Below are 26,584 nucleotides of genomic sequence, written 5' to 3' on the forward strand. Positions count from 1 at the left end.
CTGACGTGGGTGATGGACCAAACGCGGTGCCGTCCACGCAATATGATGTAACCATGACACAACAAGCTGACTGCCGACCGCAGTGCATCAAGATCCGTGGTGCGCGCGTGCATAACCTTCGTGACGTCGATATCGATGTGCCTCTGAATCGGCTTGTGGGGATTGCCGGTGTTTCTGGGTCAGGAAAGTCGAGCCTGGCATTGGGCGTGCTCTATGCCGAGGGCTCGCGCCGATACCTGGACGCGCTTTCCACATACACACGTCGGCGGATGACCGAGGCGGAGAAGCCGCAGGTGGACTCCGTGCGTTTCGTCCCTCCAGCACTGGCGTTGCGTCAGCGCCCCGGCGTAGGAGGGATGCGCTCGACGTTCGGCACGTCTACAGAGACGCTCAACGTACTGCGCCTGATGTTCTCTCGCCTGGCATCTCATCGTTGTCCGAACGGGCACTACCAGCAGCCGACCATCAAGGTCGCTGCGGGGGTACCGATCATCTGTCCTGAATGCGGTGAGCGTGTCATCGCACCAAGTGCCGAGGAGATGTCGTTCAATTCGACTGGCGCGTGTCCTCGCTGCCAAGGAACCGGTGTGGTGCGCGAGGTCAATGACGCTGCGTTGGTTCCTGACGAGAGCCTCACGATCGATCAGGGTGCGGTGGTGCCTTGGCGCACTTTCGGTTTCAATGTGCAGCCGGATATCGTACGCGAATTCGGCGTGCGTACGGATGTTCCATTCAGGGAGTTGACCGCCGCCGAGAGGGACATCGTGTTCAATGGACCCGAGGAAAAGAAGCACATTACCATAACATCCATCAAGGGCGTGCATCATCTCGATTTCACCTTCCGCAACGCACGCCTGACCGTCACCAAGGAACTTGACAGAGCGAACGATGAAAAGCGCCTGAACAAAGTCTCGAAATTCCTGGTGGAGCGCACCTGTCCGGATTGTGAGGGTTCACGACTCAATCCTGCAGCCCTGGCACCGCGCATCGGACAATGGAATCTGGCCGACGTCACCGCGTGGTCGCTGCGGGACGTGTTGTCTTGGTCGCACCGGGTGCCCGCGGACCTGCCTGAAAACATGCGTTCTATGGCCGAAAGCCTTGTTGCCGCCCTGCAGGGCATGGGCAGACGGCTGTTGCAGTTGGGGTTGGGGTATCTGTCGCTTGACCGATCGACTGCTTCGCTTTCCACTGGTGAGCGGCAGCGTGCTCAACTATCCAGAGCCGTTCGCAATGAGACCACAGGGGTGCTTTATGTTCTTGACGAGCCATCCACCGGTCTGCATCCGGTCAACATAGATGGCCTTATTGGCGTCATGCGCGATCTGCTGGCCTCAGGTAATTCAGTGGTGTTCGTCGACCATGATGTCCGTGTTTTGGATGCAGCCGACCATTTCATTGAAATGGGACCTGGGGCTGGTGCGCGGGGCGGTCGGGTCATCGCGGAAGGAAGCCCCGAGGACATTCGACGTTCGCCGCAATCGCGAATTGCGGGATTTTTGGAAGACAAGGAACAAGTAGTGGTGCGCGAGCGCCTGGCGTTGCCGGATCCACCTTCGGCCGAAGGGAAAGGCAACGGTATGGCGACGTTGCATCCTAGGAATTCCGCACGGCCTGAACATGCTCCTGACCGCAACGGTGTGGCGGTGGTGCAAGACGCCTTAGGTGGTTCGCAAGAGGGGCATGAATCCAAATCGGAGTGGGTGACGATGACGACGTCGCGTATCCATACCGTACACCCGTTGAGCGTCGCGATCCCTCGTGGCCGCATGACGGCCGTGACAGGTGTGTCGGGGTCAGGAAAGACGACTATGGTACTTGAATCGCTCATACCTGCGCTTCATGCGGTCATTGACTCCCAGCCGCTGCCGGACCACGTCGCATCCATCGATTCGGCGGGTATACAACGTGTCCAACTCGTCGACTCCACGCCGATAGGCATCAACGTACGTTCCACCGTGGCAACGTACAGCGGCGTGATGGATTTGCTCCGCCGTGCCTTCGCGGCGACACGGTCCGCCCATTCGCGCGGACTGAAAATGGCCGATTTTTCGTACAACACGGGATCTCTACGTTGTTCGCAATGCGATGGAACAGGGCAGATAAGCCTTGACATCCAGTTCCTCCCTGATGTCACCATCATATGCCCGGCATGCCGAGGTGGACGCTACCGGAGGGAAGCCGATGACGTGAGGCTGTGTACGCTGGCAAAACCCGAGGGGTTGGCTTTGCCGCAAATTCTCGATCTTGATGTGGCCGGCGCCCTCGGCGTGTTTGCGTTTCCATCGCGGAGAGATGAAGGCGAACAGTTCGAGGCGGCGACAGTCAAGGGAGCTCGTGGCGGTGAGGCATGTGACGATATGCTCGCGCCTGCATTATGCAAACGCATCTACGCCACGCTGAAAACGCTTGATGACCTCGGACTGGGTTACCTCACGCTGGGGGAGGATACACCGGCGCTTTCAGGGGGAGAGGCCCAACGACTCAAGCTTTCCAATGAACTGGGCAGGCGCCAGGACGCCACACTTTTTGTGCTTGATGAACCGACCACCGGCCTGCATCCGCTTGACGTCAGGACCTTGATCGGTGTTTTGCAGCGGCTCGTCTGCAACGGTGCCACCGTCGTGTTCATCGAACATGACCTCGACATGATCGCCAACGCGGATTACGTCATTGACATGGGTCCCGGCGGCGGAGAAGAAGGCGGCCGCATTGTGGCCACTGGAACCCCCGATGCCATTGCATCAGACGAGCACAGCGTCACCGGGAAATACCTTTCGAAGCATCTTGACTGAGGACTTTCGATCCGCCGCGCGTGATTCCCGTGCGGCTTATGCCTGTTGTTCCGACGCGAACGACCATGTTGAGTCCTGAGGTAGACTAGAAGTTTGCAATAGGGAACGTGGAATCAAGGAGTGTGGTCTTGTCGGATTGGCATGCGTCTGTATATGGTTCCAGGACGGGCGGTTCTGGTGGGTTTGGCATCAATCCCCGCGATTACAACGAGTCTTGGACTTATGACGACGATTTCGGTGATGACGGTGGAGTGACGTTCGGGGCCAACCAGGACTTTTCACCCCGTAAACGCCGACAACGTCATGTTGTGCCCGAACGTGTCCTACAACAGAGTGCGGCGGGCGGCTATTTCCGTGCACGTGAGGTGATTTCCAGCGGTCGCATGGGTGATATGCAGGTGGCTTCCACGCCCGATGGGAACACCAGGCTTGAATGCAGGGTGCGCGGGGCGTCGTACGATATGGAGGACTACGATGTCGAGGCGACGATCGATGAGGCCAAGGGCTCCATCGTATCCTCCGGATGCAACTGTCCCGCTTACGGACGCTACAACCACATCTGCAAACATGTGGTGGCCCTGATCACCGTCTATGACGAGAACCCTGAGTTGTTCAAACCGACTGACGCGTTCGTGCGCAGCCCTAAAAGAAGACGCAGATATACCTCCAAAAACCTGCGCAAGCTGATGAGCCTACAGACGGCAAGGTTGCAGGACCAGGCCAAGTCTCGTCAGCTCAATCTACTCAAGGAGGTCAACAGCAGATCGGCTGGAAACAAGACTCCGGCGGGCAAGCAGGAGCTTCTTCTGCCTGCCGGAAGCGTCGGTATCCGCCCACAGCTGGAGAGGGATGAGGGCGGCAACTGGCTGTTCAGAGCGCACATAACCGTCACCGAACGGCACGTCTCCTATGTGGTGAAGAACCTCCGTGCTCTTTGTGAAGCTGTGGAGACTCAGGATTTTGCGTCATATGGGCAAAAACTCGCTTTTATCCATACCCCTGAGACGTTCGACGAACGTTCGCGGCAACTCATTAGCATCATCGCGCGAGCCGTGCGAATCCGAGACAGTGTTTCGGGGGGATATATGCCAATGCGTCAGGCCAGGTCGGAAAGCGGCGAAATGCGGCTATCAGAGGATGAGGTGGCCGACATCCTCGATTTATACGTTCAGGCGGACGCCACATTCGATTACGTGCCTCAAGGCATGTCCTTCGTCTCTTCGATTCCGTTGTCCGTATACGATGGCGATCCGGATCTTCGTCTGAGCATCCAGTCGGCTGACGAGGCCAAACAAGACGATCTTGCTCCAGGCTTCGCGGGGGGTGCCGTTCCGCATGGACCCACGTCCGAAGATGCATCTCGCGACGGCTACGTCATCAAACACGACATTACCGTGGACTATTTCGTCGTGGGCCGCACCTCGTCCTTCGTGTTCGTGCACGAAAAGGGCGGCACCGAACCGGTTCGCCAATACCCGCAGGCTGGTTCCAAGATTCTCGTATACCGCTGCTCTTCGTCGCTCAGCGAGCGCAAGGACCTGCTTTCCGTGTTGTGCGGTCCGGATGAAGGTGAGGGGTTGTACCTGGAGTCGGACGATGTATCGGAGTTCTGCGAAACCGTCCTGCCGGTGTTGCAGGTCGATGATCCACAGGAAAGCGATGGATCGGGTTCGCCGGTCGGGTCGTCTCACGATGACTCCCTCCAGGTTTCAGGTGTTGCGGATGGATCTCGGCATGGTCTTTCAGTGAGGATGCCCGTGGAATTACTCAAGATGCGCCGCGTACCGTGCCAGATCGAGACGTTCCTCGACAGAGATGACGGAGGTATCACCTGCGACATCCAGGCGAAGTATGGTGAGACCAGATTCCATGTTTTCCTAGGTATCGGTCCTAATGAGCCTCTGCGCCGCGACAAGGATGCGGAGAGACTCGCCGTGGAGGCGGCTCGGCATTATTTTCCGGCACCCGATGGTATCTTCGCGCGTATCCCAGAAAGCGACGATGATGCAATCTACAGGCTCCTTAAGGAGGGGCTGCCCGTGCTGCGAAGCATCGGTTCGGTTTATTGCACGCCTTCTTTCGACGGGTTGACGCTTACGAAACGACCGGTGCTACGCGTCGGTCTCAACGTCAAATCCGATTTGATAACCATCTCTCCCATAGCCGATGAGATCGACCCGTCCGAAGTCCCTGCACTGCTCAGAAGCTACCATAAACGTCGGCGCTTCCACCGGCTTTCCGACGGCACGTTCGTGGACATCTCGCAAGTAGACGTCAGCAAACTCGACGAGATAGGCGCCGATCTCGGCGTGAAGCCGGAAGATCTTGCGGGTGGCGAGGTGTCGGTACCCGCATACGCGGCATACTATTTGGACAGCCAGGCTGATGAGGCTGATGAATCGGATGAATTCAAAAGCTATCTCGCAGGTATGAAGGAGGTCGATCCACATGCATATGAAGTGCCTGCATCACTGAGTTCGACGCTCAGAGCGTATCAGGAAGAAGGTTTCCGATGGTTGAACGCGGCTTGTGACAAGGGCTTCGGCGGAATCTTGGCTGATGAAATGGGCTTGGGCAAGACGATTCAGATGCTCGCGTTCCTGCTTTCACGCAAGGATGAGGCAAGGATGTGCGGGCCTAGCCTGATAGTCTGCCCCGCATCACTGGTGTACAACTGGGAGGCGGAATGCGCCAAATTCGCGCCCGAACTTAGCGTGGCCGTAATGGCTGGACCGAAGGACGAACGTCGACGGGTCCTGCGTTCTGTGGCCGAGACGGAAGGCAACTGCGACGGCGATGCCGCGTTGGATGGCGGCAAAGGGGTCCGGGCCGCCGACTGCGATCGGAAGACTTCCGCTTTGTCGCACGCTCAAGCGCCCGACCTGCTCATCACCTCCTACGATCTGTTGCGCCGGGACCTGGCGGATTATAGGAAATGCCGCTTTTACTGCGAGGTCCTCGACGAGGCGCAATACATCAAGAACCACGCCACCAAGTCGGCTCAAGCTGTCAGAGCGGTGGACTCCGCGCATCGGTTCGCGCTTACCGGAACACCCATAGAAAACAGGCTTTCGGAACTGTGGAGCATCTTCGACTTCCTCATGCCAGGGATGCTTGGTTCGTATAAACGCTTCCGTGAGCGTTTCGAGATGCCGATACTCAGCGGTGACGATCTGGTTCGCCGTAAATTGCAGGTGTTCGTGGGGCCGTTCATACTGCGTCGTCTCAAATCCCAGGTCCTCAAGGATCTTCCGGACAAGATAGACAACGCCATCACCGTGCGGCTTGAGGGCGAGCAGCGCAAGCTCTACGCGGCGCTTGAGCAGCAGCTCCGTTCCGCTGTCAACAGACAGGATGACGTTGAGTTCAATACCGGCAAGATACTTATTCTCGCCCAGATTACCCGGCTTCGACAGGCGTGCTGCGATCCCAGGCTGTTGTTCGATAATGTCGGAAGCAATGTAGTAGACAAACAGGTACGTGCATGGGGTGCGCCGGCCCGTACCGTGGACGATGCGGCTGGCGAGGCGCTTGAAGCCGAGAAGCGTTCCGACGCCTCGATTTCAGAGGCCTTGAGTCATCCTCGCACGGTTTCATCGGCCAAACTCGATGCCATCGAAGAGCTCGTCTCCAATTGCCAGGATGCCGGCAAGAAAATGCTGATCTTCTCGCAGTTTACAAGTTTTCTCGATCTGATAGCCGAGCGGCTTCGTAAGAATGCCGTCGCCTATTACACCATCACCGGTGCCACGGCGAAAAAACGACGGATCGAACTCGTAGACAAATTCAATGGGGATGAAACCCCGGTGTTCCTCATCTCGCTGAAAGCCGGCAACACCGGTCTGAATCTTACAGGTGCTTCGGTGGTGGTGCACGCCGACCCTTGGTGGAACGCCGCCGCGCAGAACCAAGCCACGGACAGGGCTCATCGCATCGGTCAGACTAAGAACGTCAATGTGTACCAGATTGTGGCCAAAGACACCATAGAGGAACGAATCCTCAACCTTCAGAACGCGAAGTCCGATCTGGCGCGCATGTTCGTGGACTCGGCGGGCACACAGAGCAGCTCTGGCATGGCCGGCCTGAGCAAAGACGACCTGCTCGCTTTGCTGGGTTGAAAGCTCCCGTGATGCTCAGTACGAGAGGTATCGTCTGCTGTAGGACTCCTGCATCCAAGGGTCGGGGCGGAAGATGCCTGCGGATCGGCTTTTGCGATGTTCGTAAGTCTCTGCCGCTTCGCTTGTAAGGCGTCTTTTCATCGGTGCGTCGCCGGCATTGATTCTGCAGTCGCCGATGGCGTTCAAGAATGCGGTGGCGCCGGATTGCAGCCGTTGCTCCTTCGGCATTCCGGCGGACACGTATTCGAACGGGTACGGTGCTGTGCACCAGACCGGGTCGATTTCGAGGACGACCGGTGCGCAGCCCTCATCCTCGGTGTACGCGAGTATGAGCGTGGCGTCGACGATCCTGGCGGCATCGGCGGTATGCTGGGCCGTTTTGAGGACCGCACCGCGATGGGAGGCATCGAACGTCGCCGCGTCGAAGACCGTCGCTATGGTGTGCGTGTCCTCATGCTCTGTACTGTTGCTCGCCTGTCGGGCGGTACTAAGGTGTCTGCAATATCCGCTGATGGCGGCTGTCTTGCCGCCATGGATCAGTACACACCATTCCTCGCTGATGTCTGGTATGTGTGCGCTCAGGTCGATGAGCGAGGTGCGCGGGGCGCAGGCCAGACTGTCGTGAATCTGTGCAAGAGTGCGACGTGCAGCGCGGAATCCCGCGATTCTTCCGCCGTGCAGCTGTGACCACGGTCGCGGCCCCAGCTGCTCGGGGTAGTACTGCCATGCGAGCACCTGCTGTACGGTGGCCGTCAAACAGGTGCGTCCAACAAGGACCGAGGGTAGGGTTTCGAGTTTCGCTGCGGCCGGATCCTCTAAGGCCAGAGCAGGCTTCCCCTGTCGTTCAAGCCATGAGTTGAGGGCCACCAGAAGCTCGGGTGCTATCCAGAGCGCGTCATGCTCGTCGATGTCCCAGATCGGTTCGAATCCTTGGTGCACCACACATGAGTAAGGGCTTGCAGGCGCTTCGCAGATGAAGGTAAACGCCTCGCAGACCCAAGCCAAGGGGCTGATGATATGGATTCTCGATTTTCCCATGGTGCTGGCATGCCTCCTTTCTGGCGCCGATGACGCTGGCTGCGGCTCCATGCTACCGCCGACACTCGGCAGTGAAGGTACCGCTGCGGGACGATTCCGCTACTGAGTTGGTCATGCCGAAGGCTGAATTGCGATTAAGAGCTAACATTATGTTACCAACTGCTTTCGGTTCGTGACCCGATACGGGCTGCCCGAGCTCGGAGGCACAGCTATAACAAGAGGAGCAACAATGACAAAAATCGCCGTTTTCGTGGGATCTCTGCGTAAGGAATCGTTCAACAGATCGCTCGCCGAAGGCATCGAGGGGCTTATGCCGCAGGGTGTTGAGTTCGAGTATGTCGACATGGGTCTGCCGCTGTATAACCAGGACCTTGACGGCGACCTGCCCGCAAAGGTCGTCGAACTCAAAAAGACGGTGGAGGATGCCGATGGTGTGCTTTTCGTGACTCCCGAATACAATCGCAGCTTCTCCGGCGTGATCAAGAACGCCATAGACTGGGGTTCGCGCCCATGGGGCAAGAACTCGTTCGCCGGCAAGAGCGTCGCCATTGTAGGCGCGTCGTCCGGTACGCTGGGAACGTCGCAGGCGCAGTCCCACCTGCGCAATGTAGCGCTTTTCCTTGATATGAAGGTCATGGGTCAGCCCGAACTCTACTTCAACGCAGCCACCGGACTCAACGCGGATGGCGGTATCGCGGAGGGCTCCGAGGATTTCCTGCGAGGTTTCGCGAAAAAGTTCGCTGACTTCGTGGAATCCAACAAATAGCCCGAAGGACGAATGAAGTCTTCGAAATCTGAAGTCGAGAGGTTTCAAGACTCATGCGATACGATGAATGCCCTGTTGCGGGACGTATCGAAAACGTCAAGCAACAGGGCATTCGCATCCTGACGGAAGTGGTGGGGCCTCAGGGGCTTGAACCCTGGACCGACGGATTATGAGTCCGCTGCTCTAACCGACTGAGCTAAAGCCCCACGTTGGCAAAGCCAACTGGACTATTCTAGCAAAAGCCACGACCGGCGCAGCACGTTGTGTCGTGGCTCGGTGCGAAGGGATTCGGTGGAGTGCGAAACGTGCGAAGAAGCCCGGAAAACGATGGGTCGTATGCGTCATGCCTCGCCTCGTCTCTCACGTCCTGATGCAAAGCGGTCGAGAGCCCCTGTTTTGGCGAGCGCCGTGTACAGGTACCAGCTCATGATCCCCGCTATGCAGATACCTGAGATGATCTCGCATATCATGTGGATGATTCCGCGGGGGCTCAACAGCGCGACGCCCTGGAATTGGAAGAACAAGGCGTACAGTCCGTATTCCAATGCCGTCAATCCTCCCGATGTGACGCACAGGAACAGGTTGAACCGTCGATAGCGTGAGAGCAGGAAGGGAAGCTCGCTGAACAGAGCCTGGATGAGGGCGGAGGCGAAGACGAACCCGAATGAGTAGTTGTTGCCGAACAGCATCTCCGTGCAGCTGCCGACAAGGTTCACATAGAGCGCGGCTCCAGGCTTGCGGATGATGATCAGTGCGAGCGGGCCTGAAAAATACCAGAAGCCATGCAGCAGGCTCGCGATGCCGGGAAGTATGGCACGAAGCAGTGGGGAAAGCGCGGCATACGCGAAGTTGAAGCCCCAGAAGAACACGCCGCAGGTCACGCCGAGCGCGGCCCCCAAGGCGATGTCCACGGGCCTCCAGCGTAGGCGGCCGTAGTGGGTTGGATAAGACGGTTGCTTTTCATCGATTGTGCCCAAGGGGTCCTCGTTTTCAGCTGCGCACGGTCTGTGTCCGAATGATGCCCCCTTGACCTGCGCAGCCCGGGCGGAGGCATCGTTGCCACTGTAGCAGATGCGGATTCAATGTGCCTTGTTTCTTCACAGGATGGTAATCGAACCATGACGAATCGGGCCTCGAGCCCGGAGGAAATCTGGTTTCCTTGTGCGAAACAGGGAAAACCGGCATCACCATTCACCATTGTGATAGTTCAGCCGTCATCAGGATTCGAACAAATGTTCGATTCGTTGTTTTAAGTTCCGTCTGGTTGGTTCCGTCTCTATCGCCGCATTGCCACGGTCCCGTCCCTATTCGGGACCTGCGACTCTGGAGGTTTCCCCGGTGGTGTCTTGCGGTGACATCTGGGGGTGCGGGACCGACATGCACCCTGAAAAGCCCTGAGGACGAAAAGACTTTCGGCACATGTCGGGTCAATTTCGCTGATGCCATAATGGCACTATCAGGACGCTGAGACAGAGGCGAGTGTTGGATCCGTATGGTGACGGCCATGGTGTGGCTTTGATTCGACGCACCCATGAGCCAAGCCGTGGTTCCAGGCAAGGTTCGGCCTTGTCGCAGGTCAGGGATGCAGGATGAACAGGAGATGCGATGAAAGAACCGCCATTGGTGCTCGATGATGTCTCGTACCGGTATAACGCCACTGATACCGGCGGAATCACTGGCGTGAACTTACGCTGCGAAGTCACAGGATCCTCCTAAACGTGTGCGCCCGCTCAGGGTGGCCATGGGCGTGGTGTTGCTTGCAGGGGCGCTGTGCATGCTCGTCATTCCTGCATTGGCCACGGGAAAGCTGAACCCCGGTGATTTCGTGTCGCATGGCAACAGGGAAAGCCCGCTGGAAAGCAAGGTCACCGGCTTCATCGGATTTTCGGTAGGGGGCATGTTTCTCATGGTCTTCGCATTGGCTGTCCTCGCGCCATATGTCACGCATTGGTTCACCAAGGGATGGACTCACGTGCTCGCCGTGCCCTCCACAGCGTGGAGGCTCGCCAGGCAACAGTCCGTGGGAAGGATACAGCGGCAGAACGCAACGATCATCCCCATGACCGCTGGACTGTGCCTGCTGATGACGTTCTCCGGTGTGCTGCATACTCTGGCTGACAGTCTGAAAGGATTCGCCGGTCGCGGCGGCATGAACGTGAACCCGCACATGCTGACCAATCTGATGGCCATGCTCGGACCCGCCATCGTCATTGCATTGGTCGGGGCGATAAGCGGTCTGCTGATCACGTCGCGGGCACGAAGCCTAGATTTGGCTCTGACATATGTGTCAGGAGCCGAGGTTGGCCAGTTGCGACTGCTGGGAGCCCTTGACGGTGTCATCACCATGGTCACGTCCGTGTTGCTTGCGTTCGTCATCACGCTGTTGAGCACCGCAGGAACGGCCCTGATGTTGAAACGATACCTAGGCAGTGCAAAACTTAGCGTCCAGTGGGGCTATTGGGCAATCATCATCGTCCTTGCCGTGGCTGCGGGTACCGTCGCCACGGGTGTGCAGGCGTTGTCCACGCGATTCGACGATTCCTTGATAATCATTTCGCATGCGATCGGGGGAGTAAGACCCCCGGAAGGATTGAACGAATCACTGGGTGCTCCACGGCTTTGAGGAATAGACCATTGCATTGTTCGATGTAGCTGCTTAGTTCCCTATATTTGGGAGGCTGCGTCACATGGTTGCGGCTAACGCCGAGGATGATGTGAATGAGGTTTGCGGGATATCGAACACAGGTTCAGAATAATCGTATGAATATCGTATAGATACAAGGAGTAAACAATGAAAACAAGACAAACGACGTTGGATAGCGGCGACGTGCTCCGAGCTCAGGGAGTGGTCCGTAGCAAAGGCCGCTTCACGCTCGGCCCGGTGAATCTGACTTTGCACGAGGGGGAGATAATGGCCGTGGTCGGAGCGTCCGGCTGTGGCAAGTCCTCGTTGCTCAGGGCCATGGCCGGCATGGTGAAGCTGGATCGTGGATCCGTCGTTTTCGAAGACAGGCGTCTGGACAAGCTTGGCGAGGCCGCGCTCGCCTCATTGCGTAGCTCGCAATTCGCGTTCATCTTCCAGGACTACATGCTGCTTGAAAACCTGAGCATCGCCGAAAACGTGGCATTGCCGGCGGCCGTGAGGGGAGAAAGGATGGAGATGGATCGCATACGACGCTCTGTTGCGTGTGTCGGTTTGCAGGAGAAGGCTCTGGACACTCCGGTCACGAACCTGTCCGGAGGCCAGCAGCAGCGCGTGGCCATCGCCCGTGCGCTCGCCATAGGCGCGCAGGTGCTTTTCGCGGACGAGCCCACGGGCAACCTTGACCCCAAGTCACGCGACGATGTCGTATCGACGATTCGTACGTCCATGAACGCCGGTCTTCGTTCGGTTCTGATTGTGGCGCACGATCCGGTGGTGGCCGCCGCGGCCGATCGCATCGTGTTCATGCAGGACGGTCGCATCGTGCGCGAGTTTCCCCAAGGGTTGCAGACACGACAAGTCGAGGAGCTTCTGCTGGGCCGAGCTCCCGCACGGCCGCAGACGTTCGGCGGAGCAAGGCCGGTGATGTCAAGATGACGGAAGACAGGAATCTTCATCGTTCGACGGACAAAGTGAGCCCATCCCCGAGTTCTGGCGTATCGCAATCTCCGGTACCGACCTATGTGAGAACGGAGAAGTTGAGGATGAGCGGCTTCCAGGTAGTTTCGGCTCTGTGGCGCGGGAGCAGAGGATTGCAGGTGCTGGGTGGGGCCGCCATGCGTTCGATGGTCGTCCGGTCAAGACGCTGGCCGAATGCCGTGGGGCTTAACGCACGTGCCATCTGCCTTACTTCAGTGAGCGATTCCCTGGTGATGTCGTCCGCACGGGCAATGGAACTCCTGATGGCATCAAAGTCGGGATTCGACCTGTCAGCGCAGGTCTCTCCATGCGCCTTTCCGTGCGCTGCTGCCACGCCGCCGGCCTCGGCGTTTTTCGACTCTTCCACGTGATTGAGCATCCTCAGCGCCGACTCGTGTGCATAATGGACGGCGGAAAGCTGCTGTCCGAGCGAATCGTGCATCTCCGAAGCCATGCGTGCCCGTTCGCGCGACAGCGTCAGGGATTCGATGGTATGCATGTCGTCTTCGAGTTTTTCGTTGGCTTGCTGCAGTTTCGTGTTCTGTGAAGTGAACACCATGAATACGATTCCTGCAAACAGCACGTACAATGAGGCGATTTTGAACTCGCCGGAACGATATGAGGAAAGCATATTCAGTATTGGGGAGATCGTCCAGATCACGCAGGCCGAGATGAGGATGGTCACATAGCCGAATACCTCGTTGAACAGCAAGGATGCCTCTGCTATCACGATGTACGTCAGCAGATGCCCACCGTGGCGAAGATACGGCGCGGCCCATATGCATGTCGCAATGAGCAGCAGTGCCGCAGCCCTCTGCGAGAGCAGGTTCGGAAGTTTGCGCATGGCTATATACAGTCCGATTATGAGCGCCGGTTGCAAGAGGAGCAAGGCGAAATTGCCCACATACGCCGAATCCGGAATGATGAAGACGAAGCCCAGTATGAACATCATGCTGGCGTAGTTCGGGAACCTTCGCGCCGGCGTATCCCAGTCCGTCCTTGCCTGTGTCCTGATGCTCATATATAGAACTATACCGTTTGCCGAGAGAGACCATACCGCATGGGATGGATTCGTATAGTATGGAGACATGATCGAGCCGAATCCACAATCCGCAGAACCGTCGGTAGTGCACTGCGAGGAAGGCGATGTCGAGGCAGTGCCTGGACAACGCAGTATCATCGTCGGTGCGGACGGCGTGGCGCGTTGCTGGTGGGCGTATACAAGCCCGCTGCAACGGCGTGACCATGACGAGGTATGGGGAGCGCCTTGTTATGACGGTGATGAACTGTTTGCCAGGCTTTGCCTTGAGTGCTTGCAGGCGGGGCTCTCATGGAGCTCGATCCTGAGGAAGCAACGTCGCCTGCGCGAGGTGTTCCATTACTTCAGGCCCTACGCCGTGGCTCGGATGGAGCCCGAGATTCTCTCCCTGCTTCAGGATGCGGGCATCATACGCAACAGGCGCAAGATCGAGGCGATCGTCGCAAATGCGCAGCTTGTCGTGGACCTGCAGGAAGCCGGCGTTCCATTCGCCGATTACCTCTGGCAGATGGTAGGCGGCAAGCCGCTGCTGCGCCGCCCCGCCTCATCGAAGGACGTGCCCGACACCGATTTGACGGCAACTCTTATGAGCACAAGGCTGCGCAAGGACGGCTTCAGATTCGTCGGGCCGACCGTCGCATACGCGTTCATGCAGGCCTCGGGCATGGTGAACGACCATCTTGCCGGATGCTTCAGGGCTGTGCGGAATCCGGAGAAATGCGAGCACTGCGCCGGAGGAATGGTCTTCGACGAGTTCGGCCGAGTGGCGCTTATCGGCCGTGAGCTTCCCGAAGGCGGTTATGAATGGTGCCTGCCGAAGGGGCATATGGAGAACGATGAAACACCTCAGGACACTGCCGTTCGTGAGGTGTACGAGGAAACGGGCATACTCGGAGAAGTGACCCGTGAAGTCGCTGTGGTCGACCACCGGTTCGAATGGGAGGGACACATCGTCCATAAGTTCATCACGCATTTCGCTCTGCGTCGAATCAGCGGAGAACTCAACGCCTCAAACGATCCAGACCATGAGGCGCAGCTTGTGCGATGGGTTCCGTTGCGCGATCTGGAGGCGACGCTCACGCATCGCACGGACCAGGAGGTCATTCGACGCTATATGACAGGCTGAAGCTGAGACGATCCGTCGCAGTGGAAACGAACGTACTTGGTTTTGCCGTGCGTTGCGCACAGGGCACTGGCTTCGGGCCAGTGGGAATGCCAGTCCTTGGCATAATGGCAGTCCGATCCCAATGTGATGGGCAGTGCGTGGTGTTCCTCCAAAGCCTCAAGCAGGAGTTCGTAGAAGTCGAGGTTGTGGTATTTGAACATGCTTTTGGTGTTGATCTCCACAGCCAGTCCGAGAGCCTGGCATGAGTCGAGGATCGCATGGATCTCTTCCGAAAACTCGTCGAAGACGTAGGCGGCGTCGATATGTCGATATCTGAAAGGGTAGTCCAGGTGGGACAGTATCCGGCAATGCCGTCCCAGAGCGCCGATCGCCTCCTGGACCCGTGAGAAGTAGCGTGCGCAGAAGTCATGTCGGTCGTACCTGCTCGTGCTGTTCCCGAGGAGCGCGAAATCCGTGCCCTCGTCCTGATGGATGCTCAGCAGGGCCACGGCGTTCGGGAACTCATCCAACAGGGGAAGGAACCGGCTGAGGCAGTCTGGCGCGTAGCCCAGCTCCATTCCCATGACGAATTCGATTCCAAGCTCCTCTGCCAGCTCCTGGCCTTGGCTATGCAGCGCTGCGAAATCAGGTATGTCATCGCGACCTTCATGTGCCGAATTGCATAATTCCACATGCTCGCTCGTCATCAGCACTCGGTTGTCGAAGTCCGCATACGATTTCAAATCTGCCTGCGAGTCGAACGAATACAGGCTGTGCACATGCTGGTCGACGATCATGATGGCTCCTTTGCTGGGTGTGCGATGCGACGAAATCATAGCACCAGGGCAAGTGCGTATGCATGGTACGGGGTTTCACCGTCAGGTCAATCGACATGGCCGTGCTTGACACGTCAGCGCACAGGGATATACTGGCACACTGTAAGTTCCGGTTCACGTCCGGCCATTTGTCTGGTCAGGCGACCCGGGTCACCTGAATTCCTTAGGAGACATCATGAAGCAGGGTATCCATCCCGATTATCATACCGTACAGGTCACGTGCTCGTGCGGCAACACCTTCGTCACTCGTTCCACGGCCCCGGGCGACCACATGACGGTCGACGTCTGCTCGAACTGCCACCCCTTCTATACCGGCAAGCAGAAGATTCTCGACACCGGTGGCCGCGTTGCGCGCTTCGAGCGTCGCTATGGCAAGAAGACCAAGTAGCTACTTTTTGCGCCAGCACAGCATCCCCTCGATTCAGGGTACATTGCGTGCTGGCGTTTTTGTATGTGATCGCAAATCATTCACATGAGGGTTTCGGTTTACCCGAAGCCCTGTGAAGAGCGGGTACCGGCCTGGGTGGTTGGAACCGACGGTTCAATGTATATCGTGCGCGTACGGCGCGGAAATTGAAGAACAGGCAGGGTGATGGCAGAAGAACAGTTCGCGGCCGCGAAAAAGGCAGAAGAGGAATACAACGACATCGAGAGGCGGATGAGTCGTCCCGAAGTCGCCTCCGACCCGAAGGCGATCCGCAGGCTCGGCCGGCGTCGTGGCGAACTCGTTCCTATCGTCGATGCATATCATGCCTATGTCGGCGCCTGCGACGACCTCGCCGCCGCTAAGGAAATGGCCGCCGAGGACCCCGATTTCGCCGCAGAGGCCAGCGAGCTGGAATCCAGACTTCCATCCATAGAGGACAGGCTTCGTACGGCCCTCATCCCACGGGACCCCGATGACGCCAGGGATACCATCATGGAGATTAAGGCGGGCACGGGCGGCGAAGAGGCGGCTTTGTTCGCGGGGGACCTGCTGCGTATGTACATGCGCTACGCTGAGAAGCGAGGGTGGTCCACCACGATCCAAAGCCAGAACGGCACGGAGCTTGGCGGCATCAAGGACGTTCAGGTGGCCATCCGTGCCAAGGGCAATCCGGCTCCGGAAGACGGTGTGTGGGCCAGTCTCAAATACGAGGGTGGTGTGCATAGGGTGCAGCGCATTCCGGTCACCGAGTCGCAGGGGCGCATACAGACCTCAGCCGCGGGCGTCATCGTGTTCCCGGAGGCCGACGAGGACGATGACGAGATCGAGATAGATCCCAAAGATCTGAAGATCGACATCTTCATGAGCTCCGGCCCTGGTGGACAGTCGGTGAACACCACCTATTCCGCGGTGCGTATGACGCATATACCCACCGGCGTCGTGGTGAGCATGCAGGATGAGAAGTCACAGATCCAGAACCGTGCCGCGGCTTTGCGGGTGCTCAAGTCCCGTCTGCTTGCCATGAAGCATGAGAAGGAAGCTGAAGAGGCCGCGGACATGCGACATTCACAGGTTCGTTCTCTGGACCGTTCGGAGCGCATCCGTACCTATAACTTCCCTGAGAACCGCATCGTGGACCATCGTACGAACTACAAGGCATACAACCTCGATCAGGTTCTTGACGGGGACCTGCAGGCCGTCATCGACAGCGACATCCAGGCTGATGAGGCGGAGCGACTTGGGGCTGGTAGGAACTGACGAACGTTGAACCCGTAGCGTCTTTTCGGCTCATCAGAGCCAAGAGATGTTATCGTCCTGTGTGCGGACGTCGTCATTCAGGCGTCGTGACATGCGTGGATTGCGGTGGATACGATCTTTCGCGAAAGGCTAGCAACTCGGTTTCATGCCGGTGGCGAGAGCCATGTACCGAGTGGAATCGACTTCGGAACCTTGATTGTTTCGAATGGGGGTGGCGATGGTAAGTACGGCAACATTGGTGGGGAGCGCTGCTGTTCTGCTTCGGAACGCGGGAATCGATACACCAAGGAACGACGCCAAGCTGCTTTTGGCGGAGGCGTTTGAGATCGCTCCGGGAGATGTAGAGAAGTCGGTTCTTCTAGGCGAGAATGCCGATGAGCTCATGCAGGGCAGCAAGGCGCGTTCGGACAGGGATGACGGGCGTGCAGGTGAGGGGTGTCTCGATGGTAGGCGACGCTTGGATCGATTCCGCCACATGGTCGCACTTCGCCAGATGCGCGAACCGTTGCAATACATCGTGGGTCACGCACCGTTTCGCTACCTCGACCTGCGAGTCGGCCCCGGAGTTTTCATTCCGCGTCCCGAGACGGAAGAGGTGGTTCAGGCGGCCATTGATTGGATTAGATTGTGGCACCTAGACCATCCGAGGATCGTGGACCTGTGCGCCGGTTCGGGTGCGGTTGGTCTCTCCATGTTCACCGAAATCCCGAACGCCGAGGTATGGGCGGTCGAGATTTCCGAGGAGGCGCTGAAATGGGCACGTTGCAATCGGGATCTTGTCCTTTCGAAAAAAGGGAACTTCCTGTCGTGTGAACGTCTGCGCACGGAAACCGGCGACCCGCTGGCATCAGAGAGTGCTAGTGTTTCCCTGAGCCAGCCCGGGAATGAGAATCGGCGACAGCGACCGTTACCTCATGTCCACAGATATCATCTCGTCCAAGGTGATGCCGTTGATGATGCGGTGCTCGGAGAATTGAACGGAACAATCGATGCGGTGGTGACCAACCCTCCCTATGTGCCACTGTCTCATATCCCTTCGCAGCCTGAGGTTCGCAACCACGACCCTGACTTGGCGTTGTATGGGGGTTCGTCGGACGGGCTGCACGTGCCGCGGCAGGTCGTCACACGCAGCCGTGCCTTGTTGAGGCCGGGCGGGCTGCTTGTCATGGAACATGACATTTCGCAGGCGCAGGCACTTCGTTCCTTTGCGATAGCTGAAGGATTCACGGATGTAAGGACAGGTGAGGACCTTAATGGACGCCCCAGATACCTGAGTGCCTTGAAGGGAATTGAATTTCCCTCATAAGGGAACATTCAGGATTTACGACTATTCGTGCGCGGTGTACGATTGTAAGTAATATACCAGTTTGATGCGGGTCGGTCGCATCTCGACAATGTGGAGGCCAAGTCATGGCTGAAGAGAAGACTCCGGAGATAGTGAACATGGAACGGGCGCAAAAGGCTTATAAGCAGGCCCGATCGGCATACAAAAGCGACAGGTCCGATGCGAAATCCACTCTGAAAAAAGCCCAACGTTCGCATGACAAGGATGTCAAGTCCGCCGAGAAGGCGCTGGAAGAGGAACGTGAGCGCTTGACCAGGCCTCTGGCTTCATTCGCCGGCGCGAAGCTCTATTGGGATCATATCGAACATAAGAAGTCATCACTCGCGTTGGAAGAGGGCATGGTGGTAGAGGTCAACTCTTCAGGAAACACCTATACCACGGTCGCGAACACGGGAACCATAGAGACCAGTTCCAGCAGCCCCGTTGCGTCGGCGTCCTCTTCGGCATTTTCCGAAAACTCCTCGATTGACGAAGGTGGTGTCAGCACGGCAAGCAGGGACACCAGAAACCTTTTCATCACGCTGAAGACTTCCAACAACTCCATGACCATTCAATGTGACCCGGATAAGGAGAAAGGTGCGAGGGACTTCGCGGACGACATCGCTGCCGCTGCGTCGAAGGTAACCGCACAGGCTGAGGTCAATCGCTCCCGTATCAACGAGGCACACAGTGAGATAGCGAAGAGCCGCGGTGATGTCGATGGCGTGAACCTGGCCAAGGACTCCTTCACCACAGTCGAAAGCGACACCACGCAACTCGATGAGGCTAAATTACGTCTGGACCAGGCCGTTTCAGCGGTTCCGCCGGAGGAGTTGAACGAATACCGTTCCGTGCATCGGCGCAGGAAGGCCGTCGCCATACTGGTATGTGTGATTCTGGTGATCATCGTTTTGGTCGCTGTCTACGTTCTGCTGCGTTGATGGTTTCGGTTCCATTCCCGACCACTGGAGCCTGTCCGTCCTGGGCAAGTCGAGGTGCGATGATGCAATAGGCATAACGATTCTGAAACTAGAGATACGGAAGATAGGGTTCAATTCAGATGTACGATGTCTGTGAAGTAAGTGATTCCGCGGTTGCGAGGGCTGCACAAATCGTCCGTCGCGGCGGACTTGTCGTTCTCCCTACAGACACGGTGTATGGCATAGCCTGTAGCCCTTATAACCGGGCGGCAATGGAGCTTGTATACCAAGTGAAACATCGCAGGCTCGACAAACCGTTGCAGGTACTGGTCTCGTCTGTCGATGATCTGGATGACTTGGGTTTGTATCTTCCTGCGCCTCTGGACAAGTTGGCCGTCCGTTTTCTTCCGGGGCCTTTCTCTCCGATAGCACAGGCGCAGGATGATTGCCGTCTGGCGACACTATGCCAGGATGGTCAGTCGGCTCTCCTGACCCAGGGCGTGCGCATACCGGATTCATCGTTGTCTTTGAGGATTCTTCGGGAAACCGGGCCTCTGGCCTGTTCCAGTGCCAATCGTTCGGGTCGGCAGAGTGCCCAAACGGTTCAGGAAGCCATTGATGCGTTCGGTGACGACGTGGAGCTCTATTTGGATGGTGGGCCTACGCAAGGACACGTCGCAAGCACCGTGGTCAAAGCCGATTCCAGTCGAGTCGACGGCATCGAAATCGTGCGGGAAGGCGTCATCGACGAAGCCACGGTCAGGGCGGCCCTGAACGGCAACGGCGGAGGGCTTTCCCGGTGAGAATATATCTGTTCATTGCGGCAATCGCCGGAGGTGTGACTTGGCTTGTGACGCCTTTAGTCCGTCACCTTGCCATTGAGATCGGAGCGGTGGGGGAGGTCCGCAAACGCGATGTGCATACCGTGCCGACGCCACGGATGGGCGGTGTCGCCATGCTCATAGGTTTCGCCGTTGCGATCATGTTTGCTGACAGGATGCCCTTCATCTCAGGACTGTTCCAGAATTCAAAGCAGGCTTGGGTCGTGCTGTTCGGGGCCGTGCTGATCTGCCTGCTGGGAATGGCCGATGATCTATGGGACTTGGATTGGATGCTGAAGCTTGCCGGACAACTGCTGATTTCGGTCTTCGTCGCATGGGGCGGCGTGCAGATCATCTTTCTCCCGTTCGGTTCGCTTGTTACGGCGTCACCGAGCATCTCCATGGCCATAACCGCCTTTCTTATCGTTGTTTCCATCAACGCGGTCAATTTCGTCGACGGGCTGGACGGGTTGGCTGCGGGGATCGTGTCGATCGGAGGGATAGCCTTCGGCGTCTATTCGTACATCCTCGCCCGCTCGTCTCCGAGTTATGCATCGATGTCCACGCTGATCGACGTGGCACTGGTAGGCGTGTGCGTTGGATTCCTGCTGCATAACTGGCATCCCGCAAAACTGTTCATGGGAGATTCCGGGTCGATGCTGCTGGGCTACCTCATTACCTGCGCCTCGATTATCATGACGGGTCACTTGGATCCGGCCTCTGTGCACACCAGCGTTTATGTTCCCGTGTTCATGCCCATCCTGTTGCCCGTCCTGGTCCTGTTCCTCCCCGTTCTGGACATGGTTCTTGCGGTTGTGAGACGCTTGAGCAAAGGACAATCCCCAACGCATCCGGACCGCATGCACCTACATCATCGCATGCTCAACATAGGCCATAGCGTACGCGGAGCGGTGATAATCCTTTGGGGTTGGGCGGCGCTGTTCGCTGTCGGTTCGTTGACTACGCTTTTCTTCCAGCTTAAGCATGTCATCGCGGGCATGTGCGTTTCGGCCATCGTTCTTACCATATTGACGATGATGCCTTACATGCGTAAGCGGATACCTGAAATCAGAAGGGAGAATTCCGAAGCACGGGACGTGCATACCGTTCCGAAGCACAAGGCGGAGTAGTTCTTGAACGGATGCGATCCGGGCTATTCCAAGGCGACGCTTGTCAACGTGCGGATAATGGTGACTGTGCATGGGCGCGGCATCAGCTCCGGAGAAGGTGTCAGTATGCGTAAGTATATTTGTCATATGGCTACAGATTCACTTAATGATGTTCAATCCGCATTCTCACCGTTGCCTGACAAGTTCGAAAAGCTAGGTCTTGCCTATGACGACGTGCTCCTTCTTCCTAATGAGACCGATGTAATTCCTTCCCAGGTTGATACCACGACTCATTTGACGCGTGAGATCACCATGAAGACACCGGCGATTTCGGCTGCTATGGATACCGTTACCGAGTCGGAGATGGCCATCGCCATGGCACGAAACGGCGGAATAGGCGTGTTGCACCGCAACCTTTCCATCGATGATCAGGCTGCCCAGGTTGATATGGTCAAGCGCAGCGAATCGGGGATGATCACCGATCCACTTACCGTAGGTCCGGAAGCCACACTGGCCGACTTAGATAAGCTGTGCGGCCGCTTCCATATTTCCGGCCTTCCCGTGGTTGACAAAGACAACACTTTGGTGGGTGTCATCACGAATCGCGACATGCGCTTCATCGCCGCTGAGGATTATGACAAGCTCAAGGTCAAGGATGTGATGACTCGAGAAAAACTCGTCACGGGTCCTGCCGACATCTCACGCGAGGATGCGCACGATTTGCTCGCCAAGAATAAGATCGAGAAGCTTCCCCTGATTGATGGCGAAGGTAAATTGGCCGGCTTGATCACGGTGAAGGATTTCGTGAAGACCGAGCAGTATCCTGACGCCACTAAAGATGATCAAGGGCGTTTGCGTGTAGCTGCTGGCATCGGTTTCCTAGGTGATGCTTGGCAGCGTGCTTCGGCCCTCATGGAGGCCGGTGTCGATGTGCTTGTCGTGGATACGGCCAATGGCGAGGCAAGGTTGGCGCTGGATATGATTACCAGGCTGAAATCCGACCCGGCGTTCGCCGGCGTCCAGATCATCGGTGGCAACGTCGCCACCGCTTCCGGAGCACAGGCGATGATCGATGCGGGCGTCGATGCCGTGAAAGTGGGCGTCGGTCCCGGATCCATCTGCACCACTCGTGTTGTGGCTGGTGTCGGCGTACCTCAGTTGACCGCGGTTTATGATGCCGCTCGGGTGTGCCAGGCTGCCGGGGTTCCTTGCATCGCCGATGGCGGCATCCATTATTCCGGTGACATCGCCAAGGCGTTGGTCGCAGGGGCTTCAACGGTTATGCTGGGAGGTACTCTCGCAGGGTGCGAGGAAGCCCCGGGGGAGAAGGTCCTGTTGCATGGCAAGCAGTACAAGCTCTACCGCGGAATGGGTTCCCTCGGCGCGATGGCGCCAAGAGGCAAGAAATCGTATTCGAAGGACCGCTACTTCCAGGCTGATGTAACCAGCGGCGACAAAGTCATTCCGGAAGGAGTTGAGGGCGAGGTACCCTATCGCGGCTCGCTCAATGCGGTTCTGTATCAGATGATCGGCGGCCTGCATCAGTCTATGTTCTACATCGGTGCCCACAACATCAAGGAGATGTGGGAGAAGGGGCGCTTCATACGGATCACGGACGCAGGCTTGCGTGAATCCCATCCACACGACATCCTGATGACGGCCGAAGCGCCTAACTATTCAGGCATGCACAACTGATTGGTTAATGGCTTGTAGATATCGCAGTCATGTACCGCCGTATCGGCACTTGCATATCCATGTACCCGTACGGCGGTAGCACGTTTCAGAGTTTCAGCTATGCTGGGTGATGCATGGCCTTCTTGTTGATAGACCTGTCATGCAGGGAACTCGTTTGGCTCAATTGTCTCGTTTGCTGTTTCGTTCGGGATTCGCCTTGGTGCACGAACACATTGGGGATTCGCGAAAACCGACAAGAGTAGGTCAGCAGAAAGCTGTTTCTAAAAGAGTCCTGTGCTGCGTTTCATTCCGGATTGCCTTCGGCTTCCCTGATGAACACCCATCGGTACTCGTCTGAACGACGCACATCATAGCGATAACCAGCCCAGTCGAATCTCCGTAGATTAGTCTCATCCTCAAGTCGGTTCCTGATGATGTATCTGGACATGAGTCCTCGGGCTTGCTTTGCACGAAAGCTCACGATTCTGTATTCATCGCGAACGCGATCCATGAAAATCGGTTGGATGATTCGTGCGTTGACCGCTTCCGCCCGTAACGCGCTGAAATACTCCCTCGATGCTAGATCAATCAATGTGCCGTAATGATGCGAAGCCAGCTCGGTGTTGAGATGTTCAGTCAGGGCTCGTTTCCAAAACCCGCATGGTCCGGTCTTGCCTCCGAGAGGAATCCTCGATCCCATATCCAAACGATACGGCTCGATGATGTCCAAAGGACGAAGAGCTCCGTACAGTCCCGACAGTATCCGCAGATGGTCCTGTGCATAGACAAGGTCTTCCTCACTGAAATCCCGCGCATGAAGGCTTTCGTAGGCCTTACCGCTAAAGGCGAACAACGCTTGGCGCGCATTTACCCCTGGCTCGCAGGCCTTGCTCCAATCCTGGAATCGTCGGTATGTCAGGTTGGCTAATTTCGCGCTGACCCCCATGAACTCTTGAATATCGGCGCATGAGAGCTTGCGGCAGGATTCAATCAGTTCCTCTGCCTCATTCTGGAGCGCGGGGACGGTATAGGTCTCAATGCTCAGCGGGGTAAGGAAGTCCAGCGTTTTGGATGGCGATACAATCACAAGCATACGAGATATAACGCCTTTCATCTGTCATTGTGTAGATTGGGGGCCGCCATTCACGAGCGCGATATGGGAAGGCCAACCATCAGCTTCGACTTTACCAGCGGCTTCGGGGTGGCTTGCCGATGAACGGAAGCGCCACACATGTAGAGAAAAGATGGTAGCCACGGGCATCGTCCGTGTATCGATTCTCTAACTCGTGAAATTCGTAAGACTGCGCCATGTCGGTCCTCTGTGCACGATAGACTTGCATGTTCGGTGGAATCAAGTGGAAAGGCGATGGCTATGGCCGATCATAATGAAGATCTTACGTTCACTCCGGAGGAGTCTCGGCTTATCTGGATCGATTGTGAGATGACGGGGCTAGACATCTTCAATGACGAATTGTGCGAGGTTTCCGTGGTACCCACGGATTTCAATATGAAGGTGCTGGATGAAGGCATCGATGTGGTGATCAGGCCTTCCGACGCTGCAGCGGCTCATATGAACGATTTCGTGCGGCATATGCACACCTCATCAGGTCTGGTAGATGAATGGAACAAGGCAGGTCTCGGACTGGGGGAGGCCGAACGCCAGGTCGTCGATTACGTGAAGCGTTTCCTTCCCGTTCAAGGCAAAGCTCATTTGGCAGGCAATTCCGTCGGTTCCGATAAGAAATTCCTCGACAAATACATGCCAGACCTCATGTCGCTGTTGCATTATCGCGTCATCGACGTGAGCACGCTGAAAGAACTGTCACGCCGCTGGTATCCCGACGTGTACCGCAACAAACCCGCCAAGCATGGTGGGCATCGTGCCCTAGCCGACATCATCGAATCCATCGACGAACTTCGCTATTATCGGGACATGTTCTTCGTGCCTGCACCGGGGCCCAATGAAGCCGCGTCGATTGTCGGTGCGAAGCGCATCGAAGATACGAGTCTTCTTCGTGATTACGAAGCCAAAGGGGCTCCGGTGGAGGATCCGCAGCATCCTCAGAAGGCGGATTACTGATACACTGACAGGTTGGTCGAACCTCGGCTGAGGTCGCCGAAAAACGGAAGAACTGAGGAAGGCGCGGCATGCGGCAATCGGAAGCTTTGACCATACTTGACGCCGGAGCCAGCGTCTTTCTCACCGGTGCGCCTGGGGCTGGTAAGACCTACGTTCTCAACAAGTTCATCGACAAAGCGAGGTCGTCGGGAGCCCATGTAGCCGTCACTGCATCCACCGGCATCGCCGCCACCCATATCGATGGTATGACCATACATTCGTGGAGCGGCATAGGTATATCGCAGTTTTTGACCCCTGAGCTGCTCAAACGCATACGGTCACGCAGGTCGCGTAAGATTCAGGCGGCAGACGTGCTGGTCATCGACGAGGTTTCGATGATGCACGCCTGGTTGTTCGATATGGTCGATCAGGTATGCAAGGCTGTGCGCCACGACCCCAATCCGTTCGGTGGGTTGCAGGTGGTGCTTTCCGGTGATTTTTTCCAGCTCCCACCAGTACGCCGCTCCAATCGGTTCGAAGGGTTCGCCGCCGATCCGCTGCTTCAGGAGTCACGTGAGCGTTATGTCCATGAGGGCAAAGATCCCGAAGGTTTCATCACCGAGTCGTTGATTTGGGATGAGCTCAAACCATTGGTCTGCTACATCACCGAGCAACATCGTCAGGACGATGGACAGTTGCTTGATGTACTGACCAACATCCGTGACGGTGATGTGAATGATGACGACCGCATGGTCCTTGCTTCAAGGCAGCACGTCCAACCTGCTCCGGACCAGGTCGCGGTGCATCTTTTCCCAGTCAACAAACAGGCGGATGCGCTTAATGATCTGCGTTTGGCGAGGATTCGAGATGAGGCGCATACCTACGATGCTCAATCCACGGGTTCCGCCGAGCTGGTGTCACGCCTGAAAAAGAACATGTTGGCGCCGGAACGCCTGACATTGAAGACGGGTGCCGCTGTCATGGCACTGCGCAACGACATGGACCATCAGTTCGTCAATGGTTCGGTCGGTACCGTCATCGGTTTTTCCGACGCGCGCCATGGCGGATTGCCCATTGTGAAATTCGAGAACGGCAACACCGTCGTCATGAAGCAGGCTTCTTGGGACATGATGGATGGCGATACGCCATTGGCCACGGTAAAGCAGGTGCCGCTTCGCTGCGCTTGGGCCATAACCATCCATAAATCACAGGGGATGACTTTGGACAGGGCGGTGATGGACCTTGGACGTACATTCACACCTGGCATGGGTTATGTGGCGCTTTCACGGGTTGAACAATTGGACGGTATCTATCTGGAGGGAATCAACGATATGGTTTTTGCGGTTTCCCGGGATGCCGTGGAGCTGGATGGCGATCTGCGCGCACTTTCACAGAATGCCGTGACCGTTTTACATGAGAATGGACCATCGGCCTTCACTCGCCAGGTAAGCGGACAAAGCGTCGGCGAAGAGGATGAATTCGGTCAGGACGAGTTGTTCTGAACCGGGACGAGCCAGCGATTCATTAAGTTAATGCAGGCACTGATTTCGGTGCTCTTTCGGTAATTCGGTGGCTCCCAGCGACGTTCATGTCGTCATTTTGTTTCCTCCATTGCCGCTTATTCCGTGAGCAAGCTCGTGTGCGGTTTCGGATGAGGCCGCAGGACGAGGCTTG

20 protein-coding genes and 1 tRNA gene are annotated in these 26,584 nt (G+C 57.0%); 15 read left to right on the forward strand and 6 right to left on the reverse strand.

The window, feature by feature from the left end; genetic code table 11:
• The first annotated feature begins 53 nt into the window (after positions 1 to 53).
• Together BBOMB_RS08245 and BBOMB_RS01720 are read left to right on the forward strand one after the other, a co-directional pair.
• Positions 54 to 2,795 carry an excinuclease ABC subunit UvrA gene (locus tag BBOMB_RS08245; protein ID WP_044086884.1) on the forward strand — a complete coding sequence of 914 codons (2,742 nt, stop codon included), beginning with the start codon at positions 54 to 56 and terminating at the stop codon, positions 2,793 to 2,795.
• Between the two features lie 128 nt (positions 2,796 to 2,923).
• Positions 2,924 to 6,913 (forward strand): DEAD/DEAH box helicase, encoded by a 3,990-nt coding sequence (locus BBOMB_RS01720; protein ID WP_044086554.1) that lies wholly within the window; start codon positions 2,924 to 2,926, stop codon positions 6,911 to 6,913.
• Positions 6,914 to 6,928: 15 nt separating this feature from the next.
• Here the strand turns inward: BBOMB_RS01720 and BBOMB_RS01725 are convergent, their stop codons facing one another.
• The gene (locus tag BBOMB_RS01725) at positions 6,929 to 7,951 is read right to left on the reverse strand and encodes a hypothetical protein (RefSeq protein ID WP_044086557.1); all 1,023 of its coding nucleotides are present in this window, start codon (positions 7,949 to 7,951) and stop codon (positions 6,929 to 6,931) included.
• Positions 7,952 to 8,180: 229 nt separating this feature from the next.
• Here BBOMB_RS01725 and BBOMB_RS01730 point away from each other — a divergent pair, with 229 nt between their 5' ends.
• Entirely contained in the window at positions 8,181 to 8,717 is a 537-nt protein-coding gene (locus tag BBOMB_RS01730) for an NADPH-dependent FMN reductase (protein ID WP_044086559.1), read from the forward strand.
• 129 nt (positions 8,718 to 8,846) lie between these two features.
• Here BBOMB_RS01730 and BBOMB_RS01735 read toward each other — a convergent pair.
• Both BBOMB_RS01735 and BBOMB_RS01740 read right to left on the reverse strand, forming a co-directional pair.
• Positions 8,847 to 8,923 (reverse strand) — tRNA-Ile (locus tag BBOMB_RS01735).
• Between the two features lie 135 nt (positions 8,924 to 9,058).
• Positions 9,059 to 9,685 carry an ECF transporter S component gene (locus BBOMB_RS01740; protein ID WP_044086886.1) on the reverse strand — a complete coding sequence of 209 codons (627 nt, stop codon included), beginning with the start codon at positions 9,683 to 9,685 and terminating at the stop codon, positions 9,059 to 9,061.
• Positions 9,686 to 10,458: 773 nt separating this feature from the next.
• Here BBOMB_RS01740 and BBOMB_RS01745 point away from each other — a divergent pair.
• On the forward strand, positions 10,459 to 11,340 hold the full coding sequence (locus tag BBOMB_RS01745) for a hypothetical protein (protein WP_044086561.1): 882 nt from the start codon (positions 10,459 to 10,461) through the stop codon (positions 11,338 to 11,340).
• A gap of 168 nt (positions 11,341 to 11,508) precedes the next feature.
• Positions 11,509 to 12,297, forward strand: a complete 789-nt coding sequence (locus BBOMB_RS01750) for an ABC transporter ATP-binding protein (protein WP_052377337.1) — start codon at positions 11,509 to 11,511, stop codon at positions 12,295 to 12,297.
• An 82-nt stretch (positions 12,298 to 12,379) separates the two neighbouring features.
• Here the strand turns inward: BBOMB_RS01750 and BBOMB_RS01755 are convergent, their stop codons facing one another.
• Positions 12,380 to 13,360, reverse strand: coding sequence for a histidine kinase (locus BBOMB_RS01755; RefSeq protein ID WP_044086562.1), 981 nt, complete (start codon positions 13,358 to 13,360; stop codon positions 12,380 to 12,382).
• Positions 13,361 to 13,427: 67 nt separating this feature from the next.
• Between BBOMB_RS01755 and BBOMB_RS08165 the strand changes: the two genes are divergently transcribed.
• Complete coding sequence (locus BBOMB_RS08165) at positions 13,428 to 14,504, forward strand: DNA-3-methyladenine glycosylase I (RefSeq protein WP_161787683.1); 1,077 nt, start codon at positions 13,428 to 13,430, stop codon at positions 14,502 to 14,504.
• Here the strand turns inward: BBOMB_RS08165 and BBOMB_RS01765 are convergent.
• Positions 14,489 to 15,280: a PHP domain-containing protein gene (locus tag BBOMB_RS01765; RefSeq protein WP_044086564.1), complete on the reverse strand. Its 792-nt coding sequence runs from the start codon at positions 15,278 to 15,280 to the stop codon at positions 14,489 to 14,491. The two genes, BBOMB_RS08165 and BBOMB_RS01765, sit on opposite strands and share 16 nt — an antisense overlap.
• Before the next feature lie 214 nt (positions 15,281 to 15,494).
• Here BBOMB_RS01765 and rpmE point away from each other — a divergent pair, with 214 nt between their 5' ends.
• From rpmE to guaB, 7 genes are all read left to right on the forward strand, one after another.
• Complete coding sequence (gene rpmE, locus BBOMB_RS01770; protein ID WP_044086567.1) at positions 15,495 to 15,707, forward strand: 50S ribosomal protein L31; 213 nt, start codon at positions 15,495 to 15,497, stop codon at positions 15,705 to 15,707.
• Between the two features lie 204 nt (positions 15,708 to 15,911).
• Positions 15,912 to 17,003 carry a peptide chain release factor 1 gene (gene prfA, locus BBOMB_RS01775; protein ID WP_044086571.1) on the forward strand — a complete coding sequence of 364 codons (1,092 nt, stop codon included), beginning with the start codon at positions 15,912 to 15,914 and terminating at the stop codon, positions 17,001 to 17,003.
• 217 nt (positions 17,004 to 17,220) lie between these two features.
• Positions 17,221 to 18,309, forward strand: coding sequence for a N5-glutamine methyltransferase family protein (locus BBOMB_RS08250; RefSeq protein ID WP_238549852.1), 1,089 nt, complete (start codon positions 17,221 to 17,223; stop codon positions 18,307 to 18,309).
• Positions 18,310 to 18,413: 104 nt separating this feature from the next.
• Positions 18,414 to 19,268, forward strand: a complete 855-nt coding sequence (locus tag BBOMB_RS01785; protein ID WP_044086575.1) for a hypothetical protein — start codon at positions 18,414 to 18,416, stop codon at positions 19,266 to 19,268.
• A gap of 119 nt (positions 19,269 to 19,387) precedes the next feature.
• Positions 19,388 to 20,050: an L-threonylcarbamoyladenylate synthase gene (locus tag BBOMB_RS01790; protein WP_044086576.1), complete on the forward strand. Its 663-nt coding sequence runs from the start codon at positions 19,388 to 19,390 to the stop codon at positions 20,048 to 20,050.
• Entirely contained in the window at positions 20,047 to 21,198 is a 1,152-nt protein-coding gene (locus BBOMB_RS01795) for an MraY family glycosyltransferase (protein WP_044086578.1), read from the forward strand. The genes BBOMB_RS01790 and BBOMB_RS01795 overlap by 4 nt, the downstream gene beginning before the upstream one ends.
• Positions 21,199 to 21,324: 126 nt before the next feature.
• Complete coding sequence (gene guaB / locus BBOMB_RS01800; RefSeq protein WP_044086889.1) at positions 21,325 to 22,872, forward strand: IMP dehydrogenase; 1,548 nt, start codon at positions 21,325 to 21,327, stop codon at positions 22,870 to 22,872.
• Between the two features lie 283 nt (positions 22,873 to 23,155).
• Here the strand turns inward: guaB and yaaA are convergent, their stop codons facing one another.
• Complete coding sequence (gene yaaA / locus BBOMB_RS01805; RefSeq protein ID WP_044086580.1) at positions 23,156 to 23,944, reverse strand: peroxide stress protein YaaA; 789 nt, start codon at positions 23,942 to 23,944, stop codon at positions 23,156 to 23,158.
• A gap of 279 nt (positions 23,945 to 24,223) precedes the next feature.
• Between yaaA and orn the strand changes: the two genes are divergently transcribed.
• Together orn and BBOMB_RS01815 are read left to right on the forward strand one after the other, a co-directional pair.
• Positions 24,224 to 24,931: an oligoribonuclease gene (gene orn / locus BBOMB_RS01810; protein ID WP_081867228.1), complete on the forward strand. Its 708-nt coding sequence runs from the start codon at positions 24,224 to 24,226 to the stop codon at positions 24,929 to 24,931.
• 68 nt (positions 24,932 to 24,999) lie between these two features.
• Complete coding sequence (locus BBOMB_RS01815; protein ID WP_044086583.1) at positions 25,000 to 26,412, forward strand: ATP-dependent DNA helicase; 1,413 nt, start codon at positions 25,000 to 25,002, stop codon at positions 26,410 to 26,412.
• Positions 26,413 to 26,584: the final 172 nt, after the last annotated feature.

Source organism: Bifidobacterium bombi DSM 19703 (assembly GCF_000737845.1).
Taxonomy (GTDB): Bacteria; Actinomycetota; Actinomycetes; order Actinomycetales; family Bifidobacteriaceae; genus Bifidobacterium; species Bifidobacterium bombi.